Origin of the sequence: Streptomyces sp. NPDC093591 (assembly GCF_044764885.1) — a bacterium.
In the GTDB taxonomy this organism is placed as follows: domain Bacteria; phylum Actinomycetota; class Actinomycetes; order Streptomycetales; family Streptomycetaceae; genus Streptomyces.
In genome coordinates this window covers 111,748-125,588 of record NZ_JBIWIY010000004.1, presented here as the reverse complement: position 1 = coordinate 125,588, position 13,841 = coordinate 111,748, and the positions used below count along the sequence as shown (strand labels likewise).

The 13,841-nt window shown below is 72.5% G+C and carries 7 protein-coding genes; 5 read left to right on the top strand and 2 right to left on the bottom strand.

What is annotated here, in order from left to right; genetic code table 11:
• The first annotated feature begins 108 nt into the window (after positions 1 to 108).
• The 5 genes from ACIREI_RS09970 to ACIREI_RS09950 all read left to right on the top strand — a co-directional run bounded on the left by ACIREI_RS09970 (position 109) and on the right by ACIREI_RS09950 (position 9,002).
• On the top strand, positions 109 to 3,216 hold the full coding sequence (locus ACIREI_RS09970) for a glycoside hydrolase family 2 TIM barrel-domain containing protein (protein ID WP_403329751.1): 3,108 nt from the start codon (positions 109 to 111) through the stop codon (positions 3,214 to 3,216).
• A gap of 152 nt (positions 3,217 to 3,368) precedes the next feature.
• Complete coding sequence (locus ACIREI_RS09965; protein ID WP_403329748.1) at positions 3,369 to 5,603, top strand: glycoside hydrolase family 9 protein; 2,235 nt, start codon at positions 3,369 to 3,371, stop codon at positions 5,601 to 5,603.
• 34 nt (positions 5,604 to 5,637) lie between these two features.
• On the top strand, positions 5,638 to 6,783 hold the full coding sequence (locus ACIREI_RS09960; protein WP_403329745.1) for a hypothetical protein: 1,146 nt from the start codon (positions 5,638 to 5,640) through the stop codon (positions 6,781 to 6,783).
• Positions 6,784 to 6,838: 55 nt separating this feature from the next.
• On the top strand, positions 6,839 to 7,021 hold the full coding sequence (locus ACIREI_RS09955) for a hypothetical protein (RefSeq protein ID WP_403329744.1): 183 nt from the start codon (positions 6,839 to 6,841) through the stop codon (positions 7,019 to 7,021).
• A complete protein-coding gene (locus ACIREI_RS09950; RefSeq protein WP_403329741.1) occupies positions 7,008 to 9,002 on the top strand; it encodes an HEXXH motif domain-containing protein in 1,995 nt (664 codons plus the stop codon). The genes ACIREI_RS09955 and ACIREI_RS09950 overlap by 14 nt, the downstream gene beginning before the upstream one ends.
• Here the strand turns inward: ACIREI_RS09950 and fxsT are convergent.
• Positions 8,930 to 12,829 carry an FxSxx-COOH system tetratricopeptide repeat protein gene (gene fxsT / locus ACIREI_RS09945; RefSeq protein WP_403329738.1) on the bottom strand — a complete coding sequence of 1,300 codons (3,900 nt, stop codon included), beginning with the start codon at positions 12,827 to 12,829 and terminating at the stop codon, positions 8,930 to 8,932. The genes ACIREI_RS09950 and fxsT overlap by 73 nt on opposite strands.
• The gene (locus tag ACIREI_RS09940) at positions 12,826 to 13,791 is read right to left on the bottom strand and encodes an AAA family ATPase (protein WP_403329736.1); all 966 of its coding nucleotides are present in this window, start codon (positions 13,789 to 13,791) and stop codon (positions 12,826 to 12,828) included. The genes fxsT and ACIREI_RS09940 overlap by 4 nt, the downstream gene beginning before the upstream one ends.
• Between the last annotated feature and the right edge of the window lie 50 nt (positions 13,792 to 13,841).

The window sequence follows — 13,841 nt, the reverse complement described above, 5'->3', positions numbered from 1 at the left end:
CCGGCAGTCCCGCGCGCACCCTTGACGGTACGGCGTGCCACCCCGTCAGAATCTGTTTGTTCGCGATCAGTTGTGAGTACTTCTGCGCCCTGATGAGGGAGAGCCGCCATGGCAGTCACTCGAAGATCGTTACTCCTCGCCTCCGGCGCCGCCCCGGTGGCCGGAGCGCTGCTGACCACCCCAACGGCCCGGGCCGCCGAGGCCGTCGCATCCGCCGGCGCCGGATCCGGCCGCCGTACGGTCGCGCTGCGCGACGGCTGGCGCTTCGCCCTGGTGAACCCCGGCGGGATCACCGACCCGACCGGCGCGTACGCGGGCGCCGCCGAGCCCGGCCACGACGACTCGGGCTGGCGCGAGGTCGCGGTGCCGCACGACTGGTCCATCGAGTTCGCCCCGACCACCGAGCACGGCACCACCAGCGGCACCGGCTTCTTCCCCGGCGGCCTCGGCTGGTACCGCCTCGCCTTCACCCTGCCGCCCGGCCTCGCGGGCAAGCGGATATCGGTGGAGTTCGACGGCGTCTACATGGACTCGTACGTCTACTGCAACGGCAAGGAGGTCGGCCGCCACCCCTACGGCTACACCGGATTCGCCTTCGACCTCACCGACCTCGTGCACACCGACGGCAGCACCGAGAACGTGCTCGCGGTCAAGGTGCAGAACCGCCTGCCCAGCAGCCGCTGGTACTCCGGCAGCGGCATCTACCGCGAGGCCCGCCTCGTGGTCACCGAGCCGGTGCACGTGGAGCGCTGGGGCACGGACGTCACGACACCGGAGATCACCGCCGAGCGGGGCGTCGTACGGGTGCGGACCTCGGTGGTGAACGCCTCCGGCACCGGCGCGGACATCGAGGTCGTCTCACGGATCGTCGATCCGGGGGGCCGTACCGTGGCCCGTACGTCCTCCACCGTCGCCGTCACCGACAAGGCGACCGAGACCCACGAACTCACCGTTTCCGAACCGCAGTCGTGGGACTTCGACACCCCGCACCACCGCTACACCCTCAGGACCGAACTGCGCGTCGGCGGCAAGGTCACCGACACCTACCGCACCACGTTCGGCTTCCGCACCTTCCGATTCGACCCGGACGAGGGCTTCCACCTCAACGGCGCCTACACCAAGATCAAGGGCGTCGACCTCCACCACGACCTGGGCGCCCTCGGCGCCGCCGTCAGCATCGACGCCATCCGCAGGCAGATGACCATCATGAAGTCGATGGGCGTCAACGCCTTCCGCACCTCCCACAACCCGCCCTCGCCGGAGATGATCCAGGTCTGCGAGGAGATGGGCATCGTGATGCTGGTGGAGGCCTTCGACTGCTGGCGTTCACCCAAGACGCGCTACGACTACGGCCGCTTCTTCGACGAGTGGGCCGACAAGGACGTCACCGAGATGGTGCTCGCGGCCCGCAACTCGCCCGCCGTCCTCGTGTGGTCGATCGGCAACGAGGTCTCCGAGTTCACCTCGGCCTCCGGCCTCGCCATGGCCGACCGGCTCATCGCCGCGATCAAGGCCTGCGACGACACCCGCCCCGTCGTCATCGGCTCCCACCGCCACCGCAGCGTGCCCGCCCCGGGCTCGCCGGGCGATCTGATCCTGGCCAAGCTCGACGGCCTCGGCCTCAACTACAACACCGCCAAGTCGGTGGACGCGTTGCACGCCCGCTATCCCCACCTGTTCCTCTTCGAGTCCGAGTCGTCCTCCGAGACGTCCACGCGCGGCGTCTACCAGGAGCCCGAGCGCCTCAACACCGGCGAGAACCACACGCCGGGCAAGCGGGCGACCTCGTCGTACGACAACAACCTCGCCTCCTGGACCATGAGCGGCGAGTACGGGCACAAGAAGGACCGGGACCGCAAGTGGTTCGCCGGGCAGTTCCTGTGGTCCGGCATCGACTACATCGGCGAGCCCACGCCGTACGACGTCTTCCCGGTGAAGGCGTCCTTCTTCGGCGCGGTCGACACGGCCGGCTTCCCGAAGGACATGTACCACCTGTTCCGCAGCCAGTGGGTCGACGAGCCGATGGTCCACCTGCTGCCGATGACCTGGAACCACCGGGAGGGCGACACGGTCGAGGTGTGGGCGTACTCCAACGTCGACACCGTCGAGCTCTTCCTCGACGGAAAGTCCCTCGGCACACGGACGTTCGACACCAAGAAGACCGTCGACGGCCGGCCCTACCTGGAGACGACCGAGGCGACCGGCGACGACAAGACCTTCACGGACGGCCCCTACCCCGGCAGCTACACCAGCCCGAACGGCAGCGCGGGCAAGCTCCACCTGACCTGGAAAGTGCCGTACAGGCCGGGCGAGTTGAAAGCGGTGGCGCGCAGGGACGGCAAGGCGGTCGCCACCGATGTGCTGCGCACGGCCGGTGCGCCGAAGGCCCTACGGCTCACCGCCGACCGCAAGTCCCTCGCCGCCGACGGCCGTTCGCTTCTCTTCGTGACCGCCGAGGTCGTCGACGCCCGGGGTGTGGTGGTGCCCGACGCCGAGGACCTGATCGCCTTCGAGGTGACGGGCGGCTCGCTCGCCGGGCTCGACAACGGCCGGGAGGAGAGCGCCGAGCGCTACCAGGCCAGTACGCGGACGGCCTTCCGCGGCAAGGCGCTGGCGATCGTGCGGTCCGGTACTAAGGCGGGCTCCTTGAAGGTGACCGCACGGGCCGAAGGCCTGCGGGCCGGCAACGTCACCGTGCGCACGACTCCCGCCCGTTCGGCCGCGCTCACCCCGGCCACGGCGTTCGAGCCGGACCACCCGGCGCCCGTCAACCACCCTCACGCGGACGCAAGTTACTCCGGCCGCCCGAACACCCTCCCGGCCGCCATGCTCGACGGCGACCCGGCCACCGGCTGGTCCAACGGCTTCCTCAAAGCGGCCACGGCCCTGCTGCCCGCCTTCGACGGAGCCCGGCCCGAGGACTGGGTCTGCGTGGACTTCGGACGGACGCGGACCTTCGACCGGGTGGAGGTCTCCTTCACGGTGGACGCGACGCACACGCTGCCGGTGTCGGTCGAGGCCGAGGTGTGGGACGGCCGGCGCCATGTGCCGGTGGAGGGGGCGGCCGTCGACTGGGCCACCGCCTCGGACGCGCCGACCGTCATCACCTTCGACGCGGTACGCGGCTCCCGGTTGCGACTGACGTTGACCAGCGCCCACCCGGGGGAGTCCCGAGGAGCCATACGCATCAGCAAGCTGGAGGCACCGGCCACCTGAGCCACGTCACGGTCCGGACGCCGGGCTCAGCCGAAAGCCGCCCGTCCGGACCGTTGACGTAGCGTCATGTCGCCCACAAGCATGGCTGCGTCCGCATCTGGGAGCGCTCCCATCACGAGCGTCACCCGTACCTCCCCCCGAGGAGCCCAGACGTGAAACGACGCAGAACCGCCCTGCTGACCCTGACGGCCCTGCTGGCCACAGGCCTGGCCGCTGTACCGGCCGGCGCCGAAGAGGTCGAGCAGCTCAAGAACGGCACCTTCGACACCACCACCGAGCCGTGGTGGACGACCAGTAACGTCACCGCCGGCCTGTCCGACGGGCAGCTCTGCGCGAACGTCCCGGGCGGCACCACCAACACCTGGGACGCCGCCGTCGGCCAGAACGACATCGCCCTGGTGAAGGGGGAGTCGTACCGGTTCTCCTTCACCGCGAACGGCTCGCCCGAGGGGCACGTCGTACGGGCGATCGTCGGGCTGTCGGCGGCGCCGTACGACACCTACTTCGAGGTGACGCCCGAGCTGAGCGTCTCCGGGAACGCCTACGCGTACACCTTCACCTCGCCCGTCGACACCCCGCAGGGCCAGGTCGCCTTCCAGCTCGGCGGCAGCGCGGAGGCGTGGCGCTTCTGCATGGACGACGCCTCGCTCCTGGGCGGCGTCCCGCCCGAGGTGTACGAGCCCGACACCGGGCCCCGGGTGCGGGTCAACCAGGTCGCCTATCTGCCCGCCGGGCCGAAGAACGCCACCCTCGTCACCGACGCCACCGCGAAGCTGCCCTGGCAGCTGAAGAACGCCTCCGGCGCCGTCGTCGCCCAGGGCTGGACCGTGCCGCGCGGCATCGACACCTCCTCCGCGCAGAACGTCCACTCCCTGGATTTCGGCGCCTACCGCAAGCAGGGCAAGGACTTCACGCTGGTCGTCGACGGAGAGGCGAGCCGCCCGTTCGACATCGGCACGGCCGCCTACGAGCGGCTGCGGCTCGACGCCGTGAAGTACTACTACACCCAGCGCAGCGGCATCGCGATCCGCGACGATCTGCGCCCGGGCTACGCCCGCCCCGCCGGACACGTCGACGTCGCGCCCAACCGGGGCGACGGCAACGTGCCCTGTCAGCCGGGCGTGTGCGACTACACCCTTGATGTCACCGGGGGCTGGTACGACGCCGGCGACCACGGCAAATACGTCGTCAACGGCGGCATCTCCGTGTGGGAGCTGCTGAGCACGTACGAACGCGAACGGCTCGCCCGTACCGGCGAGCCGGAGAAGCTGGGCGACGGCACGCTCGCCATCCCGGAGAGCGGCAACAAGGTGCCGGACATCCTGGACGAGGTCCGCTGGGAGCTGGAGTTCCTGCTGAAGATGCAGGTGCCCGCGGGGCAGCCGCTGGCCGGCATGGCACACCACAAGATCCACGACGAGCAGTGGACCGGCCTGCCGCTGATGCCGCACGACGACCCGCAAAAGCGCGAACTGCACCCGCCGTCCACCGCGGCGACCCTCAACCTGGCCGCGACGGCCGCGCAGGCGGCGCGCCTGTACCAGCCGTACGACAAGGAGTTCGCGGCGAAGACCCTGGCCGCCGCCCGTAAAGCCTGGACCGCGGCCCTCGCGCACCCCGACCGGTACGCCTCCGAGAGCGACGGCGTCGGCGGCGGCACGTACGCCGACAGCAACGTCACCGACGAGTTCTACTGGGCCGCGGCGGAGATGTATCTCAGCACGGGGGAGAAGGAGTTCGCGGACCACGTCCTCAACTCGCCCGTCCACACGGCGGACATCTTCGGCGCCCTCGGCTACGACTGGGCCAGGACGGCGGCGGCGGCCCGCCTGGACCTGGCGACCGTGCCGAGCCGGCTGCCCGGCCGGGACAAGGTGCGCCAGTCCGTGATCAAGGGCGCGGACGGCTATCTGGCCACCCTGAAGTCACAGCCGTACGGCATGCCCTACGCCCCGACCGGCAACCTCTACGACTGGGGCTCCAATCACCAGATCCTGCACAACGCCGTCGTGATCGCCACCGCGTACGACATCACGGGCGCCTCGAAGTACCGGGACGGCGCGCTGCAGAGCATGGACTACCTGCTGGGCCGCAACGCGCTGAACATCTCGTACGTGACCGGCTACGGCGAGGTCAACTCCCGTAATCAGCACGCCCGTTGGTACGCCCACCAGCTCGACCCCAGCCAGCCGAACCCGCCGGCCGGCACGCTCGCCGGCGGCCCCAACTCGAGCATCCAGGACCCTTACGCACAGAGCAAACTCCAGGGCTGCGTCGGCCAGTTCTGCTACATCGACGACATCCAGTCCTGGTCGACCAACGAGCACACCATCAACTGGAACTCGGCCCTGACCCGGATGGCGTCCTTCGTGGCGGGCCAAGGGTGACGCGCTGAAGCCGCTCGGGCGGCACACTGAGGGTATGAACTCGCCGGCTCCGCGGGCCGACCCGCGCCGCACGACCGTCGTCGTCGTGGGCATCGACCGCTACGAGGCGGGAGCGGGATGGGATCTCGACGGGCCCGTCGCCGACGCGCTGCGGTTCGCGCGGTGGTTCATGGCCCGGGGTGTGCCGCCCGAGCGGATCACCGCACTGCTGTCCGCGCTGCCAGAAAACGCTCCCGAGGCGGACGACCTGCCGTACACCGTCCTTGACGCCGACCGCGCCACCGTGCACCGCACCCTGCTGCGAACCGTCACGGCGGCGCCGAGCGATCTGCTGTGGGTCGTGTGGGGCGGCCATGGTGTGGTGGACGCCGAGGGGCGACGCCGGCTCCTCTACGCGGACGCCACCGTGCACGACCCGCTCAACCTGGACTTCGACGCACTCCTGACGTACTACCGCTCCGCGCCGGGCCATCCCCGCCAGATCTGGCTCGTCGACGCCTGCCAGAGCCTGCGCGATCCGTGGCGGACGCGGCGCCTGCTCCCGCACGAGGACTACGGCCCCGCGAGCCCGCTGACCGCGCGCGACCAGGCCGTACTCTTCGCCGTACGGCCCGGCGAGGCCGCCGCGAACCTCACCCCGTCCCGCACCGGCCTGTTCAGCCGTGAGGCACTGGCCGTACTCACCGACAGCGCCGGCTGGCCACCGGACCCCGGCGCGGTGATGGACCGCCTGCGCGACCGCTTCACCCACCTGCGTGCCGCGGGCCTGCCGCAGCAGACTCCCACCTACGTGTGGTCACGCACCTGGGACGGCGACGAGGGCCAACTCCTGTCCCTCGGGCACCCCGACGCAGGCGGCCCCGAGCAGCTCACCGACCTCACCCCGGACCGCCTGCGCATCCTGACGGACGCCCTGCTGGCGGTCGAGGAGTTCGTGGAACCCCAGGGACGGGAGGAGATCCTCGGGCTGCTCAGGATCGGCGTCCGGGCGGCCATCCCACGGCACAGCCGACCGCGCCTGGACACGATCAGCATCCTGCGCGTCTGCGCGCGCCGGCTCGGAGCGCTCGGGGAGTTGGCGGAGGCCGTGCTCCTGTGCGCGGGAGGGGGGCCCGAGGCCGAGCGGGTGCACCGGCTGATCGTCGAGACGGCCGGACCGCGCGACCGGCATGGGGCCTGATGCGCGGTCACGCCGCTTATACATACCGGCGGTCGGCCACGTAGCATCGGGCCCCATGTACGAGCCCCGTGAAGCGGCGGAGTCCGCGAGCGTCGACTCCTGGTTGCCCCGTCTGTCCCATCTGACGCTGGAGGACCTTCCCCAGGTCAGCCACGCGGCGCTGCGGCCCGCGATGGACGTGCTGCTCGACAGCGTCGACCGGCAGTTCAGCACCCGGGGCGGCAGTGAGGGAGGCTGACCGCAGTCCGGTCCGGGACCACGAATCCACGAGCAGTCATCTGAGCCGTCACCGCCTCGACGACGACCTGCTCCGGCTGCTCTGTTCCACCGGTGAACGCCACCAGGTGACGTACGCCCTCCTCGACGCCGAGTACAGCCGACGCCTGCTGATGCTGCGCCTGTTGGTGGACGAGGTCGCCGCCCGGCCGGCGGCGGTCGGTGCGCTGGCGCCGGCACGGGAGGCGTGGGAGCTGCTCGCGCGGGCCCAACGCCGCAACCCGGACGCGGTACGTCGCCTGCTGATGGACCCACAGACCGGGCTCTGGGCGGCGCATGTGCTGCGCAGGCTGCGCGGTTCGGTGGCCGACGACGCCCCGCTGTGGTCCGACATCGGGCAGCTGCACGCCCTGGCCGCGGCCGGCGCCGTCCTCGCCGGGCTCGACTTCCGGATGCCGGTACCCGCCCGGGAGGGAGCCGTACTTCTGCCCTGCCTGGGCCAGGCGCGGTTCGCCACCCCCGACCCGTGGGGTGTGGCCGAGGTCAGCGCGCACGGCGGTGCGGCGCGAGTCCGGCTGGACGGTGGGCCCGTGGTGGACGTGCCGGCCGATGCCACCAGGGACGGCGCGGGCTGGTGGGGCATGCGCCGACTGTCCACCAGCCACCGGGGCCTCGCTCTCGCTCTCACCGTCGACGACCTGGCCCTGTACCCCGTCGTCGCCGGTACGGCGAGGCCGGCCCGGCTGGACGAGGCGGCGGTGCGGCGCTGGCAGCAGGCGCTCGACCGGGCCTGGGCGCTGCTGGTCGAGGACCACCGCGAGCGTGCGCGGGCGCTCTCCGCCGGCCTGCTCTCTCTGGTGCCGATGCCGCCGGGCGAGCGGTTCCGGACCCACAGTGCCTCGGCGTCGGAAGCGTTCGGGTGCGTGATGCTCTCCGAGCCGGGGACCGACGGCCCCGGCCACGAGGACACCGTGGAGTGCGCGGTGACCCTCGTCCATGAGTTCCGGCACACCCTGCTCAACGGGCTGATGCACCTGACACCGCTCACCGATGACTGCTCGGACCTCTACCACGCGCCCTGGCGGGACGACCCGAGGCCGCTGATCGGTGTCCTGCACGGGGCGTTCGCCTTCTCCGGCGTGGCCGCGTTCTGGCGCACGCGCTGCGCCCGCGACACGGGAAGCGCGGGCCGGCGTGCCCGGTTCGAGTTCGCCCTGGCGCGGAGCCAGTCCCGTGCCGTGCTGGAGGCGCTCGACGCCCTTCCCGCCCTGAACGCGACCGGCCGGGCTCTCGTGCGCGGCCTGCTGGCCGACGTCCGGTCCTGGGACGACGAGGCGCTGCCCGAGTCGGCCGTCCGGATGGCGGACCGGGCCGCCGCCCACCAACGGGCCGCCTGGCGCGCCCACCACGTGGTACCGGACGAGGAGACGGTGCGGGCGGCCGCGGACTCCTGGACGAGGGGCGCCGAACCGCCGGGCGCCGTCGCCACGGACGCCGGCGGAACCGTCCGCACCGACCCCGAGGGCCGCCGACTGGACGTCGTCGCGCATCTGCTCCGCCTGAAGATCGCAGATCCTTCCGCGTTCGCCGCCGCCCGCGACGGAGCCCCGCCGACCGGAGCCCACCTCCATGGCGCCACCCCGGCCGACCTGGCCTACGTGGGCGGCGATCTGGCGGAGGCCGAGGCCCTGTACGCCAGGGAGGCGTCCACCGCCGTGCGGCCCGTCTCCTGGGGCGGACTCGCACTGCTCCTCGCCGGCCGCTCCCACCGCGCGGCGGGCGTGGGGCACCGGGCCCTGGGGGAACGGCCGGAACTGCTGCGCGCCGTCTCCGGTGCGATCGCCCGGCGGTCCGGAAGGACCGTACCGCCGGTCGAGCTGGCCGACTGGCTGGCCCGCGCCTGGGACGGCGCCGCCAACCCGCCCGGCGCTCAGAGCGGCAGCGGATCCATGTCGCAGTCCACCCGGTGTTCCCCGGCCACGGCCCGACGTACGACGGGGTGATCCGCCCCGAGCGACTGCCTGAGCCGCTCGGCCGTCGCACGGTGCAGTCGCTCCGCCTCCTCCCGCTCGCCCAACGCCTCCAGGTCCAGCGCGAGGTTGGCGGCACAGGCCAGAGTGGAGGGGTGGGCCGCTCCGAGTACCTCGGTGGACAGAGCGAGGGCCTCGCCGTCCAGCTCCCGGGCCGCCGGGTACTCGCCCAGGGCGTACAGGTCGCCGGCCAGATCGGTCGCGCACACCACGGACGACGGATGACGTTCCCCGAGGGCCTGGCGGAACTTCGCCAGCACCCGCTCGTCGGTGGCACGCGCGGCGTCGGCGTCACCGAGCATCCGGTGCGTGATGGCGAGGTCGACCTCGGCCGACAACGTGTGCGGATGTGCGGGCCCGTAGGCCTCGGCGTACTGCCGGTGGATCCGCACACCGAGGTCGCGCGCCGTGGTGAGCTCGCCCGAGTGCCGCAGGTCGATCGACAGTTCCAGCGTCGACGCCATGGAACCCGGGTTGTTCTCGCCGTACCGGCGGACCAGGGCGGACTGGGCGCGCTCGGCCGTCTCCCGCGCCTCCTCGTGCAGGCCGGCCTTGCGCAGCGCCACCGCCAGGTGCCGGTGGCTGGACAGGGTGAACGGGTTGTCGGGACCGAGCAGACGCAGGGCCCGCTCGGTCAGCTCCCGCTGATAGGCGAGCGCGGTGTGGTAGTCGCCCAGCTCACGGATGTCGAGGATGAGGCTCAGCCACGTCACGAGGCTCACCACGTGGTCCTGGCCGTAGAGGCGCTGCTTGCTGTCCCAGGTCGCGGCATCGAGCTCGCGCGCGCCCGCGAAGTCCCCGGTGAGACGGAGACTGACGCCCCTGTTGTGGGCGGCCCGCAGGGTCTCGGGGTCCTCGGGGCCGAGCAGCCGCACATAGCGCTGGTGCACCGCCTCCGACAGTTCCAGGGCGGACGTGAAGTTCCCCTTGACCCGCCGGTCTATCGCCACGTTGCCCAGCGCGGCGAGGGTGTCCTCGTGGTCCTCGCCGACCGTGCGCCGGTAGGCGTCCAGCACCCGGTCGTTGACGGCTGCCGTCTCGGCGTACCGGCCCATGCTGAACAGCACGACGCCCAGCCACCGGGACACCTCCAGGGTCTGCGAGTCGTCCTCCCCGCCGTCCTGCCGCCAAGAGTCGTAGGCGGACCGGGCCAGTTGCAGCGCGGCGTCGTAGTTCCCCGAACGGCACAGGTACCGCACCTCGTTGACGATCAGGGTGCGCACCCACCGGTCGGTGGACCGGACGGCCTCGGAGACGATCAGGTGCGGGTACAGCTCGCTGTAGCGCGGCCAGTGGCTCACGTCGTGCGGGTCGGTCGGGTCGTGGGCCGCGAGCAGCAGATGGGTGCCGTGCCGCATGCGCTGCTGTTCGGCGTCCGTCATCCGGGAGATCAGCGCCGCCTGGACCAGCCGGTGCATCTGGAGTGAGGTGGTGCGGAAGTCGAACCGGGCCAGCGAGTACCGGCCGATCTCCCGGATGGCCTGGCCGAGGCGGATCGGGTCCTGCAGGACCGCGTCGAGTTGCGGGGTGATCGTGGCGCCCCGGCGTCCGGCGAACAGGTTGCGGGAAATGGACTCGGGCGCGCAGAAGGCGCACAGCTGCAACAGCTGCATGGCCGCCGGGTTCTTCGTCTCCAGCTGGTCCAGGGAGACGTTCCAGGCGGCGATGACGGGGAGTTGGTAGTCGAGGGGGGCGGCGAGACCGAGCAGGTCGATCTGTTTCTCGTCCAGCAGCCGCAGGTATTCGTCCGCCGGCATACCGGTCTCGGCCCGCCAGGCGGCGGCCTGTTCGATGGCCAGCGGCAGGTCGCCCAGGGCCTGGGCCAGGCGGTCGGCCTCGTCGTCGCTGATGTCGGGGCCGCGCCGGCGCAGCAGGTCCACGCTCTCCTCCCGCCGGAAGACGTCCACCTCCAGCGGCTTGGCGACGCTCGCCCACTGCGGATTGCGCGAGGTGACGAGAATGTTGCCCGGCCCTCCGGAAGGGAAGTAGGGGCGTACGGCCTCGGGGCTGTCGGCGTTGTCGAAGACCAGCAGCCAGTTGTCGTAGGGCTCTCCGCGCCGCAGCGCCTCCAGGACCGCGGTCACGGACCAGGTGGCGTCGCTTCCGGCCTTCAGGCCGAGCCGCGGGGCCAGCTGGACCAGGGACAGCGCGATCTGGGCGGTGCGTTCGGCGGAGATCCACCAGACGACGTCGTAGTCCCCCATGTAGCGGTAGAGGTACTCCACGGCGAGCAGCGACTTGCCGACACCGCCCATTCCGTGCAGGGCGTTGGGCAGCACGGCCGTCGCCTTCTCCCTGCGCAGTCTGCGGTGCAGGGCCTCCAACAGGTCCTCGCGGCCGGTGAAGTTGGGGTTGCGCGGCGGTACGTTGCCCCAGACGTCCGGGGTGCCGCGGGTGGCGCGCCGGTCCGCCGGACCCGAGGGCCCGCCGGGCGGGACGTCGGTGCGCGGCTGCGGTCCGTTGCTCGGCTCGTTCACCAGTGCCTCCTGCTTCCGGAGGTGCGAATGGGGTGGTGTCGGTGTTGTACCGGCGGCCTCGGCCGGGCTCGCGTGGACCCGCAGGGCCCCGGCCTCCACGATCTCGCGCTCCAAAGCGCGTGCCTGAGCGGCGTGGGGACCCGACAGCGCGTGCAGTACGGCGATCTCGGCCTCGGCCCAGGCGCGTGTCTCCTCGTCCGCCCTGCGCGGCGGCGGGCTGTCCCGTCCGGCCAGGAGCTCGGGCACCCGCCACAGCCCGCGGGCCGAGGGGCCCAGGGCCTCCTCGACCAGATCGACGACCTGATGCAGTTCCTCCGTCCGCCCCGTCGCGAGCAGTTCGCCCCGTACGCCCGGCGCGAAGGCGTAGGCGATGCGCGGACCGGTGAGGACGGCCGCCGGGGGCGGGCCGGCGACCGGGTGGATCAGTCCATGGGTGAGCAACTGGACGAAGTCGGAGATCCGCGCCCGTGGCCGCAGCCGGGTCAGCACCCGCCGCACCATGGGGACCGCCAGCGGGGTCGCCGCGATCAGCGGGCCGAGCGCCAGGACCTCGGGCGACACCGAGCGTCGGAAGGCGGCGACGCGTTCGGCGGCCTCGGACGGGGTGCGCTCCGGTGGCGTGCCGCCCTGGCCCGTGGCGGCGAAGGTCAGCGGAAGCCGGACCGACGTCCCGCGGGGCCCGGTGACCAGCCGCACCCACGACTCCAGGCTGCGGGGGGCCAACTCCACCACGGGGACCGGCAGATACGAGGTGCCGTCCGCCGCTTCCCCGGGCGTGCCCAGCCCGGGTGACCGCGGTCGCGTACCCAGTCCGCGGTTCGGCGCCCCGGCGCCCGCCGACCACAGCGACAGCGGCCAGGTCGGGATGCCGGCCTCGGGCCACGCCTGGTAGGGCAGCAGGTGGACGACGGCCAGCGGGCCGGTCCGCGCCCAGCGGTGCAGGGTCCGCCCCAGCGCACCGGTGCGCCAGCCGGGTGCGTTGCCGTCCGTGACCACCAGCGTCAGCCGCCCCGGGGATGCGGTGGGACCGCCTCCCGGCGGCCGCCCCTGGAGAGCGCACCGGTCCACGCGGCGGAAAGCACGCGAACGCCGCAGCAGCTCGGTGAACTCCGCGGCCGTGTCGTGCCAGACCGCCATACCGAGGTCGCTGTCCACCGCCACCACCGCGTCCCGGGGGCGGTGTACCGGGACCTTCCGGAGCCGGCGCAGCGCACGCAGCGTGCCTTGAGGGTCGGTGATGTCCGTCCACCGGCCGGGGTCTGCCCACGGAGCCCTCGCGGCCCGGCTCAGGGGAACGCCGTCCCGGCCGTCGAAGGATGTCATGGCCCCTCCACGGCAACCCACCGCCAGACGGCGTCGAGGGCTGCCTCCCCGTCCTCCGTTCCTTCCCGGCTTCCGCCGGGCGCACCCGCCTCGACGAGGTGCAGGGCGTCGAGGAGCCGCCCGGTCACCGGGCCGGACCGACGGGACTCCTCCGTGGCCAGGTCGAGCAGCGCGTCGAGGTCCGCCGCGGCGACGGCGGGGAAGCGGGCCCGGGCCAGCGCGGCCAGTCGCTCCCGCGCCGTCGGCGGCAGGTTCAGGCACAGGCAGTGCCGGAGGAAGGAGGGCGGGAGGTCCCGCTCGCCGCTGGTCGTGACGACGACGAGGGGCGGCTCGTGGCAGTGGACGCGCGCGTGACGGACCATGGCCGTGCCGCCTGTCTCCCAGGTGTGGACGAGGGTGCCGGAGTCCTCCGGCCGCTCGGCGGAGCCGAGGAGTTCGGGAAGGGTGAACCCGCCGTCCTCCAGGACGGCCAGCAGCTCGTCCGGCAGGTCGAAACCGCCCCGGTCGAGGTCGTCGACCAGGACGACGCGTGGCAGCCGACGCGGCAGCAGCGCGGTCCCCAGCGGGCCCAGGCGCACCGAACCGGCGCCCGCGGGGCCGTACAGCCCGTCCCGCAGGGTGCTGCCGCCGGTGATCCGCCAGCGCAGCACCGGCCCCAGACCGAGCTCCCGCGCGATCCGGTACGCCAGCGCCGACTTGCCCGAGCCCGGCTCGCCGCAGACGAGCAGCGGACGGCGCAGCCGGAGCGCGAGGTTGACCCGCAGCACCTCGTCGGGATCGGCGGCCCACGGCGTGCCCACAGGGCCGAGGATCCTGGTGGCCGCCTCGTCCTGCGGGAGGGGCGGCGGCTCTTCCGGGGCGCCGGAGTAGGTCCGCCACGGCGGCGGAGCGGGCCAGCGGCGGTCGCGCTCGGCCTGGCTCAGCGGCACGCCGGTGCCCCGGTAGAGCCACCAGGAGTCCATGGGCGCATCCTTCCTGCGAGGACCGGCCGCGGGCGGCCGGTCCGGGGTAG